Below are 18,355 nucleotides of genomic sequence, written 5' to 3'. Positions count from 1 at the left end.
ATTAGTACGCAATCAGGGGCGGCAGGCATAAATCCCGCGCTCACCGCTCCACAGCTCCGGACAGCAAGTGATACAGCACCGACATTCTGACCGAGACGCCATTCGACACTTGCTCGAGCACTGTCGATTGTGGCGAATCCGCGGCTCCAGCCGAGATTTCTAGGCCGCGGTTCATCGGCCCAGGGTGCATAACCATGCTACTTGTTGGCAGGGCCGCCATCCGTTCATCATTGAGACCCCATTGCCGTGAATACTCGCGTGCGTTGGGGAAGAATGCTGCTTTCATGCGCTCGGCCTGCACTCGCAACATCATGATGACGTCGGGGCCCTGGGCGATCGCGTGGTCAAGGTCATAGGAGACCTCAACAGGCCAACCGCTGATGTTCACGGGAAGAAGAGTCGCCGGGGCGACGAGCGTCACGTGAGCGCCAAGCGTTGTGAGCAACCACACGTTCGAGCGTGCCACTCGAGAGTGAACGATATCTCCCACGATCGTGACGGTCACGCCGTCCAAACCTTTGCCCCGAGCAGCAGCCCCGTGAAGACGACGACGAATCGTGAACGCGTCGAGCAGAGCCTGAGTCGGATGCTCATGCGTGCCGTCACCGGCGTTCACAATTCCGGCATCGATCCAGCCAGCATCGGCCAAGGTCTTCGGAGCGCCGGATGCCCAGTGTCGAACGACGACCGCATCGGCTCCCATGGCAGCGAGAGTCTGAGCGGTGTCCTTGAGGTTCTCCCCCTTGGAGACGCTCGATCCCTTGGCCGCAAAGTTGATGACATCGGCGCTCAGTCGCTTCGCCGCCGCTTCGAACGAGATGCGCGTGCGCGTTGAGTCTTCAAAAAAGAGGTTGATCACGGTCTTGCCGCGCAGCGTCGGAAGCTTCTTCACTTCGCGCTCGGAGACGGCTGCCATATCTTCGGCGACATCGAGAATCGCAATAGCTTCGTCGCGGGGCAGACCCTGGGTGCTGAGTAGGTGCCTCATCCGATCGTCACCTCATCCGATCCGTCGGTCTCTTCAAGGCGCACGTTAATACGCTCCTCCATGGAGCTCGGCAGGTTTTTGCCCACAAAGTCGGCCCGGATCGGAAATTCCCGGTGGCCACGATCGACCAGAACCGCGAGCCGCACAGCGCGAGGGCGGCCGAGATCGCCCAGAGCATCGAGTGCCGCACGGATGGTGCGCCCGGAATACAACACATCGTCGACTAGTACGACGGTCTTGCCGTCAATGCCGCCCGCAGGAATGTCGGTCGGGCCAGTTGCTCGAGTGGGATTCTGGGCCAGATCATCGCGGTACATCGTGACGTCGAGTACACCTGACGTCACGGACGTGGAGTCGACCGACTGGATGATCGCCGCAATCCGCTTAGCGAGGGTCACCCCACGCGTAGGAATACCGAGAATGACGAGATCGTCGGAACCGCGATTGGACTCAAGGATTTCATGGGAAATCCGAGTCAACGCTCGGGTGATATCAGCATGCTGCAAGACGGTGCGTACAGACATTCTGACCTCCTTCCCCGCCTCTCTGGACGGAATTTAAAGGAAATCTGTTTCACCGACTATACCGCGCTCGCGGCAGCGCTACGACCCCCAACGCTTCAGTAAGAACCGTTCGAGTAAACCAACCGCTCCATCGGTTCCCTTGCCCAGAATGCCGAGCAGGATGATCGTGAGAAACAGTCGATCTATTCGGCCATTTTGTTGCGAATCCACGAGCAAGAACCCCAGCCCGAGCGAGGCGCCAAGCAACTCCCCCGCGACCAAGAAGAGCCACGCTTGGGCTAGCGCAAGGCGTAGCGATGAAATAACGGCGGGAACTACGGCGGGCAACTGCACGAGGCTCAGCAACGCCGGACCGGAGTAGCCGTAGCTGCGCCCCAGCTCGACCAAATGAGCATCCACATGCCGAAGGGCTGGGGCGACCGTCGTGTAGACCGGAAAGAACGCTCCGATAGCGACGAGAGCCACCTTCGAGTCTTCGTTGAGACCGAGGTAGAGCCCAAGAAGCGGCACCCAGGCCAGAGACGGCACGGCCCGCAATGCGCCCAGAGTCGGTGCGAAGAGTTCGGACGCCCGCGCCGAGAGCCCGACAATCGAAGCAAGCGCCAGTCCGACGATGGCTCCAATTCCGAACCCCAGCAGCACGCGCTGCGTGGAGATCGCGATGTGTTGGTAAAGCACTCCGCGCTCGTAGAGATCGACTCCCGCGGCCCACACGCTGAGCGGCGTCGGAAGCCGGTAGCTCGGCACCAAGCCGGACGTTGCGATAGCTTGCCAGAGAACGATCACGGCGATGGGAATCACTGCGCCGAGGATGGTGGCCCGCACCCAACGGCGTGGCGGCCGTGGTAGCGCCGACGCAGTGGGCACCGGGGTGCCCACTGCGTCGTCGACCAGAGGCCGCTCGAGCACCGGTGTTCCGCTATTCACTGACACGACTCGGGTCCGCAGCGTCGACATACGTTGTCTCGAAGAGCGACGCGAGAGCGTCATCGATTTGCGACTGCTCCGCAACGGCACCTGAGTCAACGAAGATCGGACCAATGACATTCAGAACGTCGAGCTGCTTCTGGCCGGGCGCGGGGTCGATCGCGAGATTCGTGCGCTCCAGCAGCACAGAGTTGGCAATGGGGAGATCGATGCCGGCGACATCCGCGAAGATCGCTGCAGCGTCATCCGGGCTATCGGCGGCCCACTGACGCGCCTTCTCATACGCATCAACGACGAGCTGCGCGAGGTCAGGTGATGTCTCGAGGAAGCTCTCTGTAGCGTTCAGGAAGCCATAGCTATTGAAATCAGGATTGTCGTAAACGATGCGCGAACCTGCGTTGACGACGGATGCGCTCATGAGTGGATCGAGCCCGGCCCACGCATCTACAGTTCCCGCTTCGAGCGCGGTCTTTCCATCAGCGTGCTGAAGCTGCGTGATCGTAACCTCGTCGAGGCCGATACCGGCCTCCGCAAGAGTCTGGAGCAGGAAGAAATATGGGTCGGTTCCCGCATTGGCCGCAATGTTCTTGCCGCGAAGGTCCTCAGCCGACTGAATGTCCGAATCGGCGGCAACAACGATTGCCGACCAGTTGGGCTGCGAGTAGACATCAATCGTCTTGATTGGCGAACCATTGGCTCGCGCCAAGAGGGCAGCGGAACCAGCCGTTGACCCGACATCGAGTGAGCCGGAGCGAAGCGCATCGTTGGCTGCGGCGGAGCCTGATGACTGAATCCAAGTGACTTCAACGTCGTCGCCAAGCGTCTCTTCTAGCCAGCCCTCTTCTTTGATGATGAGGCTGAGTGGGTTGTACGTTGCGAAGTCGACCGTGAGTTGGTCACTGCTCCAGCCGGCGGCAGAGTCAGGGGCATCGGGCGAGAGCGACGAGCCTTCACCTTCCACGCAGCCCGAGACGCCAAGAGCGAGAACAAGAACACCGGCGGCAACAGAAGCGATACGAGAACGGGGAGACATTGTTTCCTTCAGGGGAGAGAAATGAGAATGGATGGTGGAAAAGGTCAGCGGACGCTAGCGCGCCGCGAGGTGATGGGTGGGAACGCCGAGCCCTTCGAGCAGCTCAGCCCGTAGTTCGGCAAGATCTCCGCTTCCCCGGTCGCGCGGGCGAACCCCTGGCACGACGACGGTGGAGCGGATGCTCGCCTGAGCGGCGTTCTCCTCGGCGTCAATTGCGCCAAGCAGAATCACGCGGTCGGCGAGATACAGGGCCTCATCGACATCGTGAGTGACGATGACGATCGTCGCGGGCTCTGCGGCGTGGAGATCAAGGAGCAGGTCCTGCATTGACAGGCGAGTCAGAGCGTCGAGAGCACCAAACGGCTCATCGAGCAGAAGTACGCCAGGACGACGAGCCAATGCCCGCGCCAACGACACACGCTGGGCCATACCACCGGAGATTTCCCGGGGACGCAGATGGGCCGACGAGGAAAGTTTCACCAGCTCAAGCAGTGCGGCAACCCGGTCCCGATCGTCGTGGGCGCGCTTACCGCGCGGGAGCCCCACCTCGACGTTGCGGGTGATGGAGCACCATGGAAGAAGGCGAGGTTCCTGGAAGGCGATCGCGGAGCGAGCATCCAGCCCAGTGACGGGAGTGCCTCCGATAGCGATTGAGCCACCGGTAGGGCTATCCAAGCCACCGATGTGGCGTAGCAGCGTTGATTTACCGCAACCAGACGGGCCAATCAGCGCGACAATCTCTCCTGCTGCGATCTCGAGTGAGAGTTCGCTCAAGACCACACGGTCGCCAAAGCGGCGCGAAAGGTCGTGAATGGAGACAGACAGCGCATCGGCAGCCGTGCTGTCGCGAAGGGAGGAAGAACTCATCCCTGAACGCTAGGGCCGCGCGAAAGCGCTGGCCAGCGAGGTCGTAACGTAGCGTCACGCAAAGGCGTAACGCTACGTCACATAAGTCGAACTATTCGGTGCTGGCCGCGATGCGACCGAGCAAACCATTGATGAATCCGGCGGAGTCTTCGGTCGAGTGCACTTTTGCTGATTCAACAGCCTCGGAGATCGCGACACCCGTCGGGACCTCATCGTTGTACATGATCTCCCACAGACCAATGCGGAGCAGAGCACGGTCAACCGCAGGCATGCGGTTCAAAGGCCACCCCTGCGAATAAGTTTCGATGAGTTCATCGATCTCTTCACCGTGCTCGGTGATGCCCACGACGATGTCTTGGGCATAAGCCCATGCTGTTGCACGGGCGGGTTCACTCATTGCGCGCGAAGATTCGGCCGCGAGAGCTGCATTGATACTCTCACCGCGGACATCCGCGCCGTACATGACGTCAAGCGCGCGCTTACGCGCCTTGCTGCGGGCCCCCATTTAGTCGTTCACGCGACCGAGGTAGCTGCCGTCACGAGTATCAACCTTGACGCGAGTGCCCTGTTCAACGAACAGCGGAACCTGAATCTGGTATCCAGTCTCAACGGTGGCGGGCTTGCTGCCACCGGTGGAACGGTCGCCCTGAAGGCCAGGCTCGGTGTACGTGATTTCAAGAACTACGGATGCCGGAAGCTCTACATAGAGCGGCTCACCGTTGTGCAGCGCGATAACGACATTCTGGTTTTCCAGCATGAAGTTCGCAGCATCGCCAACGGCAGTCTCGCTCAAGGTGATCTGGTCGTAGTCGCTCGTGTTCATGAACACGAAGTTTTCGAGATCCTTGTACAGGTACTGGAACTCGGAACGGTCAACGGTTTCGGTTTCGATCTTGGCGCCGGCGTTGAACGTGCGGTCTACGGTCTTACCCGAGCGAACGTTCTTCACCTTGGTGCGAACAAAAGCACCACCCTTGCCGGGTTTGACGTGTTGGAACTCGATAACGGTCCACAATCCACCGTCCATGTTGAGAACGACGCCGTTCCTGATGTCAGCGGTAGAGGCCATGCGTAAATCCGTTTCTGTTAACGAGCAAAAGCGCGATTGAGTCGACTAGCGACAAAAACCAACGTTCGAGTCTAACTGAGTCGTCGAGCAACCGCGTCGAGGGCAAGAATATAGGACTCAAAACCGAAGCCGGCGATCACTCCGGTGGCAACTCCCGAGATCACGCTGGTGTGACGGAACTCTTCGCGAGTGTGTGGGTTCGTGATGTGGACCTCAACCAGAGGCAGTCCAGCGCCTGACACTTGAGCTGCAGCATCCCGAAGCGCATACGAATAGTGAGTGAACGCCGCGGGGTTCATGATGACGGGAGCACCCGCATCCACAGCTTCATGAAGCCAGGAAATGAGTTCGGTCTCGCTGTCGGTCTGGCGAAAATCGAGAACAATGGATGCCGCGTTGGGCAACGTCAGCGCGTGAGCGTCAAGCTCGGCGCTCAAGTCGACGAGCGTTCCCCCGCCATAGACATCGGGTTCTCTGCTGCCGAGCCGACCGAGGTTGGGCCCGTTGAGCACGAATACTGTAGTCACCGCTCCACTCTAGCGAGGATGACCCGCTAGACCCCGACTTCTTGGTAGGCGGAGTAGAGCATGGCTTCGTCGGGACCATTGAGCATCGACGTATGACCAACGGAGTCGAGCACGACAAAGCGAATCATGCCGGCACGCGCCTTCTTGTCACGCTGCATCGTGGCGAGCAGCGTGTTCCAGCGGCCGAGCGGGTAATCAATGGGAAGACTCAGCGACTGCAGGATGCTGCGGTGACGGTCCACCACGTCTGAACTCAACGAACCCGCAAGATGCGCAAGTTCGGCAGCGAACACCATTCCGACCGACACTGCGGCACCGTGGCGCCAGCGGTAACGTTCGGCATGCTCGATTGCATGGCCAAGAGTGTGGCCGTAATTGAGCGTCTCGCGCAGGCCCTTCTCCATAAAGTCTTCGCCAACGACCCGGGCCTTGAGCCCGATCGAGAGCTCAACGACACGACGGAACGACTCCGAGTGCGGATCAGTCACAGCATCCACATCGGCTTCGATCAGGTCGAGGATCTCGGGCTCACCGATGAAGCCACACTTCACGATTTCCGCGAAGCCAGCCAAAACCTCATTGCGAGGAAGATCGTCAAGAACATCGAGGTCGGCAACAACCGCGCTCGGCGCATAAAAGGCGCCCACAAGGTTCTTGCCCTCAGCGGTGTTGATACCCGTCTTACCACCGACGGCAGCATCAACCATTCCGGCGACGCTCGTCGGGCACTGAATAAGCTTCACGCCGCGCAACCACGTCGCAGCGACAAAGCCCGCGAGGTCGGTTGATGCCCCGCCGCCGAACCCGATGACGGCGTCCGTGCGCGTGAAATCGGTCTGGCCCATGATCTGCCAGCAGAATGCGGCAACTTCGATTCGCTTCGCATCTTCGGCATCCGGAACCTCGGCAAGAAGCACTTCGTACTTCTCGGAGAGCGAGTCGCGCAGCGCGTTTGCGCGCGCGCCAAGCGTCGCCGGGTGGATGATGAGCACCTTCGCGACGCGGGTACCAAGCTGTTCCGCAAGTTTCGGCAACAAACCGTGGCCGACAAGAACGTCGTAAGGATTGGTCCCGGCGACCGGGATGATCGTGGTTTCAGTCATTGTTGTTGGGTTCCCAACCAGTCGGCGATCTCGCGCGCAACTTTTTCCATTGGCTTCAGTGAGGTATCGATCGTGAGCGACGAAAGCTCGTCGTAAATGGGGCGGCGAGCGTCAACGAGTTTCTCCCACTCGTCCGCGTTCTTTGCCAGAGGGCGCTTGCTGCCGGCGATTCGAAGCCGAGCCGCAGCTTTTGACATGGTCAGTTGGACAACACGGTGCGAAGCGAGGTCAGCCTGCGTGTCGAAATTAAGCACTGCTCCCCCGCCCAGGGTGACGACAGCAGGTTCAAGCAGCGCATTGGCGACCGCTTCACGCTCGCGTTCCCGAAAGTATTCTTCGCCGAACTCAGCGAAAAGCTCCGGAATCGGTCCGTGGGAGGCCACTACTACTTTGTCGGTATCGATAAGCGGGGCATCCAGAATCTTCGCCAGCTTCTTGCCTGCGCGCGTCTTACCTGAGCCTGGTGCGCCGATGATGACGACGAGCGCACCGCTGTCATTCAGCACGCGAAGCCCGTGTGGTGTTGAGCGATTCTGGGATCGATGCGAGGTAAGAATCGAGGTTGCGCTTGGTCTCACCAAGCGAGTCGCCCCCAAACTTCTCGAGTACTGAGTCAGCGAGCGTCAACGCGACCATCGCTTCAGCAACAACGCCGGCTGCTGGCACGGCGCACACGTCTGAACGTTGATGATGAGCAACGGCGGCTTCACCGGTCGCAACATCGACGGTGCGCAGAGCGCGAGGCACGGTGGAGATCGGCTTCATCGCTGCGCGCACTCGCAAAACGGTGCCGGTTGTCATGCCGCCTTCGATACCGCCAGCGCGGTCGCTCAATCGTGAGATGCCATCCGTGTCTTGCACGAGTTCGTCATGAGCAACAGAACCGCGACGAACAGCGGTTTCGAAGCCATCGCCGACTTCGACACCCTTAATAGCTTGGATACCCATGAGCGCGGCAGAGAGCTGAGCGTCGAGTCGACGATCCCAATGTGTGTACGAACCGAGCCCGGGCGGAAGACCATAGGCGAGAACTTCGACTACTCCGCCAAGAGTGTCGCCGTCCTCGTGAGCCTGATCGACTTCGGCGACCATGCGCTCAGAGGTAGCGGGGTCGAAGCAGCGCAGCAGATCAGCATCGAGCGTCGCGACGTCGTCTGGCGCAGGGAGCGCGCTTCCCTCGGGCGAACGAACGGTGCCGATCGACAGGGTGTGACTGACCAAACGGATGCCGAGCCCGCCCAAGAAGGCACGAGCGATCGCTCCGAGCGCCACCCGAGCTGCAGTCTCGCGGGCGCTGGCCCGTTCGAGAACATTGCGGGACTCGGCGAAGTCGTATTTCTGCATGCCGACGAGGTCGGCGTGCCCCGGGCGAGGGCGCGTGAGAGCGGCACCGCGACCCTTCGGCAGGGTGTCGGGATCGACGGGAACGGGGCTCATTACATCAACCCAGCGAGGCCACTCAGTGTTGCCGATCCGCAGCGCAATGGGGCTTCCCATCGTTGCGCCAAAACGAATTCCGCCACTGAGGGTCAACTCGTCCTGCTCGAACTTCATGCGAGCACCCCGGCCGTAGCCGAGCGTGCGACGCACAAGATCCGCCTGAATCTGCTCAGGAGAAATGGGGACGCCCGACGGCATCCCCTCAAGGATCGCGACCAATTCTGGGCCGTGAGATTCACCGGCCGTTAACCATCGAAGCATGCGTCAATCCTCCCACATGAGCGGGTGACACTTTCGCGCCGTCAGTTACGGATGGTTGTGCCCCTCGGGCTGCTCAATTGAAGCGCGCATCGCGTCGATTGCGTCTGCCTCATGAGGCAGTGGCACGTCGGAGGTACCGGCGGCAAAGATGCGCACTTGTGCGATCGCCTGATTAATCAAGAGATCATGCCCAGAGATTACGGTGCCGTCCGCTTCGAACCAGCTCGTTGCAATATCACTCGGCCACGGGTCGTAGGCGACATCAAAGAGCACCGAGGTGGTGCGCACAGCTTCGGCGAAACGGAGATCCATTGCGCCTCCCGGAACCGTCGTAATGATGACGTCGGGCGTCGTGGTCGCAGTGGCCGCTTCTTGCCATTGCCGCAGCGTGACGGTGGCGCCAAGAGACTCGCCGAGCTTCTTCAACGGCTCCGCCTTCGAAGGAGTGCGTGCAAAAATCTCGATACTCTGAGCGCCCATGCGAATGGATGCCACGAGCAGTGAGGCTGCAGTGGCCCCTGCTCCCAAAATCCACACGGAATCTAAGTTCGACAGGCCCGCGTCCAGAAAGCTACGCATCGCGCCTTCGACATCCGTGTTGTACCCGCGAAGGCGCCCTTCGCTCACTACGACGGTGTTCGCTCCGCCGACAAGCTCAACGAGCGGATCCGCCCAATCGAGCAAGGGCACTACGTCCCGCTTGAGGGGCATCGTAAGAGAGAGACCTCGCCAACGCCGGTCGAGCGCGCCTAAGAACGCAGGAAGGGACTCCCCCGTCAGCTCAACGGCGTCATACTCCCAGTCGAACCCGAGCGTCTCATACGCCGCGCGATGAATCGTGGGGCTCAAGGAATGCGTAATCGGCGACCCGAGTACCGCGAGCTTCGAACGATCGGATGCCTCAGCCGGCACCTCAGAATTCTCTAGCAATAGCTCCCATTTTCGTCACTCGCTGCGCACCAGTCGCGCAATTGCTGTGCCGCTGCTTCGTGGTCGTCAACGTTGGTCGTGAAGACTGTTTCGCCCGTGGCCAGGTTGATCGGCACGAAGAAGAGCCAGTCTCCCTCTGCAGGGTTAAGCGCCGCATCAATCGCCAGTTCGCCTGGCAGGCCGATGGGGCCGACCGGCAAGCCGGGGTTCGCGTACGTGTTGTAGGGGTTGCTCGCATCCGCACGTTCGGCATCCGTCGTCCACACCGTGTGTAGGTTGCCGGTGCCATACGCGACGGTGGCATCAGACTGCAGCAACATGTCTTGGTCGAGCCGGTTGTAGAAGACGCGCGCGATCTTGTAGAAGTCGTCCGTGTTGGGTCCGGCTTCGCGTTGCACGAGCGCAGCCATCGTCAGAATCCGGTAGCGATCTTCGACAGCAACGCCAGCGGCGTCCAACTTCTCGTACATCGTGTTGACCATCAGGTCGAGCACGGCGTATGGATCCTGGTTGCCATCGAGTTCATACGTCGCGGGGAATAGATACCCCTCGAGACTCACCGCTTCCGATGGAAGCCCGAAGTGCTCAAGGTCTTCGGATGCCGCTTGCAGATCTGCCAAGGCAATACCGGTCGTTTCAGAAATGATCTCAAGCGCATTCGGCAGCGTGGTGCCCTCAGTGATGAGAAGCCTGTCCGTCACGATATTCTCGGGATCGAGCAGCGCATCGAGAGCTGATTGCGCGCTCATCTCCTTTTGGAGCGAGTAGTTTCCGGGAAAGAACGCTGGGTCGCTTTCTTGTGCCAAGAGGAGGTCATAGAACGCGTCAAAGCTCATCGTGACGCCGGCAACATTCAGGCTGCGAGCGATGTCCGAGCCGATATCGCCCGAATTAACTGTGACGATAACCTCTTCGCCATTGCCCGAACCCTCGAAGTCATTGGGAATTTCCCAGCCCAGAACTTCGCGAATTTTGTCTTCGTAGTTGACCCAGGCGTACGCAGCGACTCCAGCGCCGAGGAGGGCGATGATGAGCAGTGGAAGCCCGATGATGAGCCCCCACCGACGCTTCTTGCGACCGGGCGCTCCTCCATCGCCATCGCCCTGCGCGGGCATCGTCGCCCCGGGCACTGCGGCGGCATCATTGCCTGACTCTGCCGTTCCGGCGGTCAGTTGTTCAAAGGTGGCGAAAGCATCGGCTTCTCGGGCCGCCTGTGTCACAGCGGGAAGGTGCGGATCGCCGCCCCGCCGGGCAGCCGCGGCCTCTTGCGCCGCCCGAGCCTCGCGACGGGTCATGGGCTGACCACTCGCCGCCGGTGGCGTTGAACCCCGGACAGGGTTCTCTGGGATCGCGGGGTTTGCGGGGTTTGCGGGGTTCGCGGGGTCTGCGGAGTTCGCCGGCTCGGCGGGGGTGCCGCTGTCAGTTGGCTGGCCCGACTCCGCGGAACGATCGGTCCCGTGCGCGGCAGCCTCGCGCGCTGACTTAGGAGCACTCTCGGCGGGTTGTTCGCCGAAAATGTCTTCCCAGTTGGGTTCGTCAGCCATAATTCAGGATCCTTGCGTCGGGTCCACGAGCTCTCCGGGCGGGCGGGCCGCCGAGCGCTCGAAGTCGAGGGCATGTTGCAAAATTATAACGGCGGCAACCTGATCGACCACCGACCGTGAATTCTTCGTGGTTCGACCGGATGCACGCAAAGCGGATTGCGCCGTCATCGTCGTCATCCGCTCATCCACCAGTCGCACCGGCAGCGACGACTTGTTAGCGAGTTGCTGAGCGAACTCTCGCGCATCGCCCGTCGACGCGGTATCCCGGCCAGAGAGCGCAATCGGAAGCCCGACAACGAACTCGACAGCGTCATACTCGTCCGCAAGCGCGAGAATACGCTTCACGCTCTTCTGGGCTCGCTGAACAGTCTCGACCGGTGTTGCCAGCATCCCGTGAGGGTCGCTGCGAGCGACCCCGACGCGGACCTTGCCTACATCTACGCCGATTCTGGTTCCCGAACGCATCGGTTACGCCGACAGTCTCGACAGAATGAGAGCGAGGGCGTCGGGAATAGCCGCGGGGTGTGCACCGCCACCTTGAGCAATATCTGGCTTTCCGCCTCCGCCACCGCCGAGCACGCCAGCAGCAGCCTTGGCCAGTTCGCCCGCCTTGAAGCCGTGCGCCCGTGAGGCCTCGTTGGTTGCGACGATCACGGCAGGCTTGTCACCGATGGTGGCCGCGAGGGCGACTACTGCCGACTCTGCACCCAACCGTTCGCGCACCGACTGAACAAGACCGCGCAGATCGTCGGTCGAAGCCAACTCGCCAACATTCTCAATGACAGCAGTCACAGATCCGGCAACACGAGCGGTCTCCACGAGCGCAGGAACACGCTGCGACAGCTGACCGGCCTCCAGCTGAGCAATTTTGCGCTCAGCCGCTTTCAGATTGGCCAGCAGCTCGGCGATACGGTCAGGAAGCTGTTCGCGCGGAGTCTTCAGGTTCGTCGTCAGTTCAGACACGATCGCGCGTTCCGTCGCGAAGTTGCGGAATGCATTGAGTCCTACGAGAGATTCGATTCGCCGGTTAGCCGAACCAACGGACGACTCCCCTACCAGCGAGATCAGTCCGATTTCGGATGACCGTGCAACGTGCGTTCCTGCACAGAGTTCGAGCGACCAGGGGCCGCCAATTTCGACAACGCGCACTGTGTCGCCGTACTTCTCTCCGAACAGCGCCATAGCGCCGAGCCCCTTGGCATCGTCCAAGGCCATGATGCGCGTCGAGACCTCGAGGTTGTCGCGCACTGCAGTGTTGGCAACCTCTTCAATCTCGGTCTTCGTCTCAACCGACAGCGCTTGCGACCAAGAGAAGTCAAGGCGCATGTAGCCGGCCTTGTTGTAGGAACCAGACTGGTGAGCGTCATCGCCCAAGATCTGACGCAATGCTGCGTGGATGACGTGGGTAGCCGAGTGAGCTTGAGTCGCCCCGCGACGCCATTCAGCGTCAACAAGCGCAGAAGCAGGATCTCCGACTCCGACCTCGCCGGCTGTGACGGTGACCTTGTGACTGATGAGGCCCTTAACCGGGCGCTGCACGTCGAGAACTTCGAGGTGGAAACTGGCGCCCACGATGGCACCGGCATCCGCTTCTTGTCCACCAGACTCGGCGTACAACGAAGTCTCGGCAAGGATGACTTCAGCCGTCTGCCCCGTCGTGGCCCGGCTCACTGAGACGCCGTCAACGATGATGCCGATCACGCTGGACTCGGTTTCCAGGGTGTCGTAGCCGGTGAACGTCGTTTCGCCGAGAGCACGGAACGCACCGTAAACAGAAAGGTCTGCCAAGAACTGCTTCTTTGAGCCGGCATCCGCCTTTGCGCGATCACGCTGCTGCTTCATCAGGGTGTCGAAAGCATCGCGATTGACGCTCAACCCCGCTTCAGCAGCCATCTCCAGAGTGAGGTCGATGGGGAATCCGAACGTGTCATGCAACAAGAATGCGGTGTCGCTCGGCAGCTCAGTCGCGCCTGACTTCTTCGTGTTTTCTACTGCAGTGTCGAGAATTGTGGTGCCGCTCGCGAGGGTGCGCATGAAGACGTCTTCTTCGGCGAGCACGATCCGCGAGATGCGATCGTAGTCTTTCGATACTTCGGGGTACGCCGCCTTCATGGCATCGCGGGATGCCGGGAAGAGCTCTGCGAACGTGGTGCCTTCGACGCCCAAAAGTCGCATCGCGCGCACCGTGCGACGGAGCAGACGACGCAGCACGTACCCACGGCCTTCGTTGCCGGGTGTTACGCCATCAGAAATGAGCATGAGGCTGGAGCGCACGTGGTCAGCGACTACACGCAGCCGGACATCAGCCTCGTGGTCGGCGCCGTAAGTGCGTCCGGCTAGCTCCGCCGCCTTGTCAAGGACAGGGCGAACCTGGTCGATCTCATACATGTTCTCGACGCCCTGCTTGAGAAACGCGACGCGCTCAAGCCCCATACCAGTGTCAATATTTTGCTTCGGAAGCTCACCAAGGATCGAGAAGTCTTTGCCCTTACCCTCGCCACGCAAGTACTGCATAAAGACGAGGTTCCAGATTTCGACATAACGGTCGTCGTCTGTCGCCGGGCCGCCATCAGCGCCATAAGCGGGGCCACGGTCGAAGAAGATCTCCGAACATGGTCCAGCCGGCCCTGGCTGCCCGGTCGACCAATAGTTGCTGTCCATGCCGAGTCGCTGGATGCGCTCATCCGGCAGTCCTGCTGTCTCTTTCCAGAATGCAACAGCGTCGTCGTCATCTTCGTACACGGTGACCCAGAGGTCATCAGGTCGAAAACCGAGTCCGCCCTCATCTTCTGGCAGCGTCAGGAATTCCCATGCAAACTGGATGGCTTCCTTCTTGAAGTAATCTCCGAACGAGAAGTTGCCATTCATCTGGAAGAACGTGCCGTGGCGTGGCGTCTTGCCGACCTCTTCGATGTCGAGGGTACGGATGCACTTCTGCACGCTGGTTGCACGGTCGTACGGAGCCGGGACCAGACCGGTCAGATAGGGGACGAACGGAACCATTCCTGCGACAGTAAAGAGCAGTGTCGGATCATCGCTAACAAGCGATGCGGATGGAACGATCGTGTGGCCACGCTCACCAAAATAGGTCAGCCAACGTTTCTGGATTTCTGCGGTTTGCATGGGGATCCCCGGGAACTCAATGATGCGGCCCAAGGGCCCTGATGGTCTTACTTAGAACGCTGAGAGAAGTCAGCTACTGCTTCTTCGACATCCGCTACGGCGTCACGAAGCTCTGCTTCGCGTTCGCGATAGCCATCGACAACAGCACTCGTGAACTCACGTGCTTTGCTGTCAACGTCGGAGAAGAACTGCTTTCCCTCTGGCGTTTTTGCGACTTGGTGTGCTGCCACGAACCCAACGGCAATTCCAACGACGAAAAGGACTGCGCCTTTCATGATTTCTCCTTCAGATTGGGGGTAACACGAACCGTATTAGCTTAGGCGGTTTCGACGCCTCAGCGACGGCGCTTAGGGCGAAGGCTCAGGACAGCGGCCCGAACTCCAGCGCTGAAGCCTGCGATCTTAATCAACGGGCCGCCAACGGTGGCCGCGCCGAGGGCGACGAGGGCAGAAATGTTGCCCGTCGTTTCTTCCACATTGCGAGTGATGGCGTCCACGCGCGCGATTTGACGGTTAGTTTCCGAAATCGTTGTCGTGGCCTCCGTCAGCATGGGATCGAGGTTATCGCTCACCCCACGGATGGCGGTGCTGGTTTCGTCAAAGACCTTCCCCAGCTTGAGAAGAGGAACAGCGAGCAATGCCACCAGCACTGCGAACACTCCGGCCGCAATGAGCCCTGCGATATCTCCACCAGTCATGGCTACTCCCGTCAATCTGAAGAAAAGGTACAAGTACACGGTATTCGACATTCGTGCCGAACTCCGCCGTAAACCAAGAAAGGGCCGGAGCAAAAGCTCCGGCCCTTTCTTTCAATAGTTAGCGTGCTGCGTAGTACTCAACAACGAGCTGAACTTCACAGGTCACGGGAACCTCGGCGCGCTTGGGGCGACGTACGAGACGTGCCTGCAGCTTGTCGATTTCAACTTCGAGGTAACCAGGAGTCTTAGGAAGAACATCCACGTGTCCGCCAGCTGCGGCGACCTGGAAGATTTCCATGCCTTCGCTGCGAGCCTTGACGTGCATGAGCTGTCCCGGCTTAACGCGGAACGAGGGACGGTCGACGAGCTGGCCATCAACCAAGATGTGGCGGTGAACGATCATCTGACGAGCCTGTGCGGTCGTGCGAGCGATTGCCGAACGAACGAGCAGAGCGTCGAGACGCATTTCGAGCTGCTCAACCAGGTTCTCACCGGTCAGGCCAGCGGTCTTGCGAGCTTCCTCGAACTGAATCTTCAGCTGAGCTTCACGAATGCCGTACTGGGCACGCAGACGCTGCTTCTCGCGAAGACGAACAGCATAGTCACTGTCCTGCTTGCGCTTGGTGCGGCCGTGCTCACCGGGAGCATAGGGGCGCTTTTCGAGGTACTTGGCAGCCTTCGGCGTGAGGGCAATGCCCAACGCGCGCGACAGGCGAGTCTTGCTACGGGTACGTGACTTAGTAGACACAGGATCCTTTTCGATTGATTCAAGTAAGAACAATCTGGCGATCACTCGCACGCGAACGCGCGTACACAACACACCAGACGAAGTAGAGGGATGACCCTAGGGAACCTGGTCGGCTACAGACCGATGTTCCGCGATATTCGATTTCATTGCAGCCGCGCGCCGAAACCGTATCGTTGGGACGTGTAACTCTATCACGGCAGCACCCTGCAGGCCACGACTCGCCACACCGAGCCGGAGAGCGAGTTGAGGCAGCTATTCGCCGCGAATAATCTCTCGCAGTTTGACGAGCCGGGCAGAAACTTCGCGTTCGTTGCCGTTGTTCGTCGGAGTGTAATACTCGGTGCCTTTCAAGACATCGGGAAGGTACTCCTGCTTCACCACTCCAAACTCAGAATCGTGAGAGTAGCGATACCCCTTTCCGTGGCCGAGACGTTTGGCACCCGGATAGTGAGCATCGCGAAGCGGCTTGGGCACCCGGCCAATCTTGCCTGCACGCACATCGGCTATCGCGGCATCCAAAGCGGAATAGGCGGCATTCGATTTCGGGGCTGTCGCCAGATAAACAACAGCTTCGGCCAGCGGGATGCGGCCTTCGGGCATTCCGATGAGCTGCACTGCATCGGCGGCCGCTACGGCAATGACGAGCGCTTGAGGGTCGGCAACACCCACGTCTTCCGCTGCGCTAATAATCACGCGCCGCGCAATAAAACGGGGATCCTCCCCCGCTTCGATCATGCGTGCCAAGTAATGGAGCGCGGCATCAACGTCAGAACCACGCACAGACTTAATGAAGGCGCTGATCACGTCGTAGTGTTCATCACCGTTTCTGTCGTAACGCAATAGGGCGCGATCAACAGCATTCGCGACATGTTCTGCCGTCACTAGCGCTGGAGTTGCTGCGTCTTCGTCATTCGATGCAGAAACAGCGGAAGCTTCGAGCGCAGTCAGCACCCGGCGCGCATCTCCGGATGACAGTCGGATGAGGAGTGCGCGCGCTTCAGGCTCCAGCACCACCGCATCCCGAAGCCCTCGGGGGTCTGAGACCGCGCGATCGACCAAGTCCCCCAGATCGTTGTCGTCAAGCGGGTTGAGCGTCAGCAACAGGGACCGCGACAATAGCGGTGAAATCACGGAGAACGACGGATTCTCTGTCGTCGCCGCAATCAGAATGACCCAGCCGTTTTCTACCCCAGGAAGCAACGCATCCTGTTGTGCCTTAGTGAAACGGTGAATCTCATCGAGGAACAGAACCGTAGACACACCATAAAGATCGCGGGCAGTCAGCGCCTCTTCCATGGTCTGACGCACATCCTTCACGCCGGCGGTGACCGCAGAAAGCTCTACAAACTTTCGTTGAGACCCCCGCGCGATCGCCTTAGCGATTGTGGTCTTACCGGTGCCAGGCGGGCCCCACAAAATAATGGATGCCGAACCATGGCTGCCTTCGGCATCGTTTGCGAGGCTCATCAGCGGCGACCCGCGCTGCAGCAAATGTTTTTGACCGACGATCTCGTCGAGAGTCAGCGGCCGCATGCGCACGGCAAGAGGTGTTGCTCCGCTGTGCAGAGTTGCGGAAGCATCCATAGCTCAATCGTAATCGCCCGCACTGACCGTCGGCACAGTGCACCTTCATTACGTTCGGGCGTCGTGGCGTTTGGTTGAGATTCCCGGGAGACCGTAAGGTTCATTGTGGCGTTCCTACGACAGCGGCGACGTCCGCGATTCTTCAAGGAGTAATGGTGGCATCCAGCAAGAAGCATTCCCGCGAGCAACGAGAAGCTCGGGAACGACTGCGCCTCTACACTGCGCGTGCGTCAGTGCATGAACAGACCGTGGCTCGCCGCAAGCGTGACAACGTTCTCGCCGTGGGCGTCGGTCTTGTCATCATCGCGCTCGTAGCTACGGCTCAGGTCTTCTACTTCTCGGCAGGGCCGGGAACTCCAGAGCCTGCGCCGTCCTTCACTCCGGAGGCCGAAGCCACCGAACCCGGCAATGTCGGGGATGTTCCGGATATTGCTCTCGCCGAAGCCCGCACGTGGTCTGGGGAACTTACTCTCAACGATGTCGCACTCGGCATTGAGCTCGACGGCGCAGCGGCACCACAAGCCGTGGCTTCTCTGGTCGACTCCGCGGCATCCGACTACTACGTTGGCACCGTCTGCCACCGGCTGGTCGTCACCGATAACGCAGGATTGATTCAGTGCGGTTCGCTAGACGGCACCGGCGCGAGCGACCCCGACTATGCCTACGGCCCCGTTGAAAACTCCGGAGTCGGCGGCTTCTACCCCGCAGGCACCATCGCGATGGCACGAACGGGCGACAACCCTTTCTCGAATGGCCGTCAATTCTTCATCGTCTTTGACGATGCGATCATTCCTGATGACACGGCCGGCGGCTACAGCATCGTCGGTCAGGTCACCTCTGGACTCGACGTTCTCCAATCGGAGATCGTCGCTGGCGGCATCGTTGGCGATGCCCAAGATGGGGCCCCGGTGACTGCCACAAGCATCACGGGCTTCACGATCCAATAACAGCGTCAGCGACCGTGAGTACGGTTGTCCTAAGCTTGGGTAA

General features: G+C 60.2%; 20 protein-coding genes. 1 reads left to right on the top strand and 19 read right to left on the bottom strand.

Features of this window, described 5'->3' with window-relative positions; translation table 11 throughout:
* Nucleotides 1–40: 40 nt before the first annotated feature.
* The 19 genes from I6E73_RS08110 to I6E73_RS08020 all read right to left on the bottom strand — a co-directional run bounded on the left by I6E73_RS08110 (nt 41) and on the right by I6E73_RS08020 (nt 17,365).
* Nucleotides 41–988, bottom strand: coding sequence for an aspartate carbamoyltransferase catalytic subunit (locus I6E73_RS08110; RefSeq protein WP_197124462.1), 948 nt, complete (start codon nt 986–988; stop codon nt 41–43).
* Nucleotides 985–1,512, bottom strand: a complete 528-nt coding sequence (gene pyrR, locus I6E73_RS08105) for a bifunctional pyr operon transcriptional regulator/uracil phosphoribosyltransferase PyrR (protein WP_197124460.1) — start codon at nt 1,510–1,512, stop codon at nt 985–987. Before pyrR ends, I6E73_RS08110 begins: the two co-directional genes overlap by 4 nt.
* Before the next feature lie 78 nt (nt 1,513–1,590).
* The gene (locus I6E73_RS08100) at nt 1,591–2,469 is read right to left on the bottom strand and encodes an ABC transporter permease (protein ID WP_197124458.1); all 879 of its coding nucleotides are present in this window, start codon (nt 2,467–2,469) and stop codon (nt 1,591–1,593) included.
* Nucleotides 2,432–3,472, bottom strand: coding sequence for an aliphatic sulfonate ABC transporter substrate-binding protein (locus I6E73_RS08095; RefSeq protein WP_197124456.1), 1,041 nt, complete (start codon nt 3,470–3,472; stop codon nt 2,432–2,434). The genes I6E73_RS08100 and I6E73_RS08095 overlap by 38 nt, the downstream gene beginning before the upstream one ends.
* 54 nt (nt 3,473–3,526) lie before the next feature.
* The gene (locus I6E73_RS08090; protein ID WP_197124454.1) at nt 3,527–4,339 is read right to left on the bottom strand and encodes an ABC transporter ATP-binding protein; all 813 of its coding nucleotides are present in this window, start codon (nt 4,337–4,339) and stop codon (nt 3,527–3,529) included.
* 91 nt (nt 4,340–4,430) lie between these two features.
* Nucleotides 4,431–4,844, bottom strand: a complete 414-nt coding sequence (nusB, locus tag I6E73_RS08085) for a transcription antitermination factor NusB (RefSeq protein ID WP_197105698.1) — start codon at nt 4,842–4,844, stop codon at nt 4,431–4,433.
* Nucleotides 4,845–5,408 carry an elongation factor P gene (gene efp, locus I6E73_RS08080; protein WP_197105699.1) on the bottom strand — a complete coding sequence of 188 codons (564 nt, stop codon included), beginning with the start codon at nt 5,406–5,408 and terminating at the stop codon, nt 4,845–4,847.
* Nucleotides 5,409–5,479: 71 nt separating this feature from the next.
* Nucleotides 5,480–5,935 (bottom strand): type II 3-dehydroquinate dehydratase, encoded by a 456-nt coding sequence (locus I6E73_RS08075; protein ID WP_197109908.1) that lies wholly within the window; start codon nt 5,933–5,935, stop codon nt 5,480–5,482.
* Between the two features lie 26 nt (nt 5,936–5,961).
* Entirely contained in the window at nt 5,962–7,038 is a 1,077-nt protein-coding gene (aroB, locus tag I6E73_RS08070) for a 3-dehydroquinate synthase (RefSeq protein WP_197109907.1), read from the bottom strand.
* Nucleotides 7,035–7,544, bottom strand: a complete 510-nt coding sequence (locus I6E73_RS08065; RefSeq protein WP_197124452.1) for a shikimate kinase — start codon at nt 7,542–7,544, stop codon at nt 7,035–7,037. Before I6E73_RS08065 ends, aroB begins: the two co-directional genes overlap by 4 nt.
* Entirely contained in the window at nt 7,534–8,739 is a 1,206-nt protein-coding gene (gene aroC, locus I6E73_RS08060; RefSeq protein WP_197124450.1) for a chorismate synthase, read from the bottom strand. The genes I6E73_RS08065 and aroC overlap by 11 nt, the downstream gene beginning before the upstream one ends.
* A 45-nt stretch (nt 8,740–8,784) precedes the next feature.
* On the bottom strand, nt 8,785–9,669 hold the full coding sequence (locus tag I6E73_RS08055; protein ID WP_197124442.1) for a shikimate dehydrogenase: 885 nt from the start codon (nt 9,667–9,669) through the stop codon (nt 8,785–8,787).
* On the bottom strand, nt 9,663–11,213 hold the full coding sequence (mltG, locus tag I6E73_RS08050; protein ID WP_231600595.1) for an endolytic transglycosylase MltG: 1,551 nt from the start codon (nt 11,211–11,213) through the stop codon (nt 9,663–9,665). The genes I6E73_RS08055 and mltG overlap by 7 nt, the downstream gene beginning before the upstream one ends.
* 3 nt (nt 11,214–11,216) lie before the next feature.
* Entirely contained in the window at nt 11,217–11,678 is a 462-nt protein-coding gene (gene ruvX / locus I6E73_RS08045) for a Holliday junction resolvase RuvX (protein ID WP_197124440.1), read from the bottom strand.
* A gap of 3 nt (nt 11,679–11,681) precedes the next feature.
* Nucleotides 11,682–14,336 (bottom strand): alanine--tRNA ligase, encoded by a 2,655-nt coding sequence (alaS, locus tag I6E73_RS08040; protein WP_197124437.1) that lies wholly within the window; start codon nt 14,334–14,336, stop codon nt 11,682–11,684.
* Between the two features lie 47 nt (nt 14,337–14,383).
* Nucleotides 14,384–14,611, bottom strand: coding sequence for a hypothetical protein (locus I6E73_RS08035; RefSeq protein ID WP_197105707.1), 228 nt, complete (start codon nt 14,609–14,611; stop codon nt 14,384–14,386).
* Between the two features lie 59 nt (nt 14,612–14,670).
* On the bottom strand, nt 14,671–15,033 hold the full coding sequence (locus I6E73_RS08030; protein WP_197105708.1) for a DUF948 domain-containing protein: 363 nt from the start codon (nt 15,031–15,033) through the stop codon (nt 14,671–14,673).
* A gap of 118 nt (nt 15,034–15,151) precedes the next feature.
* The gene (rpsD, locus tag I6E73_RS08025) at nt 15,152–15,781 is read right to left on the bottom strand and encodes a 30S ribosomal protein S4 (RefSeq protein WP_010202678.1); all 630 of its coding nucleotides are present in this window, start codon (nt 15,779–15,781) and stop codon (nt 15,152–15,154) included.
* 252 nt (nt 15,782–16,033) lie between these two features.
* Nucleotides 16,034–17,365 (bottom strand): replication-associated recombination protein A, encoded by a 1,332-nt coding sequence (locus I6E73_RS08020; protein ID WP_197105709.1) that lies wholly within the window; start codon nt 17,363–17,365, stop codon nt 16,034–16,036.
* A 152-nt stretch (nt 17,366–17,517) separates the two neighbouring features.
* Here I6E73_RS08020 and I6E73_RS08015 point away from each other — a divergent pair, with 152 nt between their 5' ends.
* Nucleotides 17,518–18,312, top strand: a complete 795-nt coding sequence (locus I6E73_RS08015; protein WP_197124435.1) for a peptidylprolyl isomerase — start codon at nt 17,518–17,520, stop codon at nt 18,310–18,312.
* The last annotated feature ends 43 nt before the right edge of the window (nt 18,313–18,355 follow it).

The sequence above is a fragment of the Salinibacterium sp. SWN248 genome, from assembly GCF_015864575.1.
In the GTDB taxonomy this organism is placed as follows: Bacteria; Actinomycetota; Actinomycetes; order Actinomycetales; family Microbacteriaceae; genus Rhodoglobus.
The sequence above is the reverse complement of the archived record's forward strand: the minus strand, read 5'-3'. Positions and strand labels throughout refer to the sequence as shown.

Excerpts from the sequence above, each read along its gene's own strand:
- I6E73_RS08110 (WP_197124462.1), bottom strand. The coding sequence starts at position 988 with ATGAGGCACCTACTCAGCACCCAGGGTCTGCCCCGCGACGAAGCTATT.
- pyrR (WP_197124460.1), bottom strand. The coding sequence starts at position 1,512 with ATGTCTGTACGCACCGTCTTGCAGCATGCTGATATCACCCGAGCGTTG.
- I6E73_RS08100 (WP_197124458.1), bottom strand. The coding sequence starts at position 2,469 with ATGTCGACGCTGCGGACCCGAGTCGTGTCAGTGAATAGCGGAACACCG.
- I6E73_RS08095 (WP_197124456.1), bottom strand. The coding sequence starts at position 3,472 with ATGTCTCCCCGTTCTCGTATCGCTTCTGTTGCCGCCGGTGTTCTTGTT.
- I6E73_RS08090 (WP_197124454.1), bottom strand. The coding sequence starts at position 4,339 with ATGAGTTCTTCCTCCCTTCGCGACAGCACGGCTGCCGATGCGCTGTCT.
- nusB (WP_197105698.1), bottom strand. The coding sequence starts at position 4,844 with ATGGGGGCCCGCAGCAAGGCGCGTAAGCGCGCGCTTGACGTCATGTAC.
- efp (WP_197105699.1), bottom strand. The coding sequence starts at position 5,408 with ATGGCCTCTACCGCTGACATCAGGAACGGCGTCGTTCTCAACATGGAC.
- aroB (WP_197109907.1), bottom strand. The coding sequence starts at position 7,038 with ATGACTGAAACCACGATCATCCCGGTCGCCGGGACCAATCCTTACGAC.
- aroC (WP_197124450.1), bottom strand. The coding sequence starts at position 8,739 with ATGCTTCGATGGTTAACGGCCGGTGAATCTCACGGCCCAGAATTGGTC.
- mltG (WP_231600595.1), bottom strand. The coding sequence starts at position 11,213 with ATGGCTGACGAACCCAACTGGGAAGACATTTTCGGCGAACAACCCGCC.
- ruvX (WP_197124440.1), bottom strand. The coding sequence starts at position 11,678 with ATGCGTTCGGGAACCAGAATCGGCGTAGATGTAGGCAAGGTCCGCGTC.
- alaS (WP_197124437.1), bottom strand. The coding sequence starts at position 14,336 with ATGCAAACCGCAGAAATCCAGAAACGTTGGCTGACCTATTTTGGTGAG.
- I6E73_RS08035 (WP_197105707.1), bottom strand. The coding sequence starts at position 14,611 with ATGAAAGGCGCAGTCCTTTTCGTCGTTGGAATTGCCGTTGGGTTCGTG.
- I6E73_RS08030 (WP_197105708.1), bottom strand. The coding sequence starts at position 15,033 with ATGACTGGTGGAGATATCGCAGGGCTCATTGCGGCCGGAGTGTTCGCA.
- I6E73_RS08020 (WP_197105709.1), bottom strand. The coding sequence starts at position 17,365 with ATGGATGCTTCCGCAACTCTGCACAGCGGAGCAACACCTCTTGCCGTG.
- I6E73_RS08015 (WP_197124435.1), top strand. The coding sequence starts at position 17,518 with ATGGTGGCATCCAGCAAGAAGCATTCCCGCGAGCAACGAGAAGCTCGG.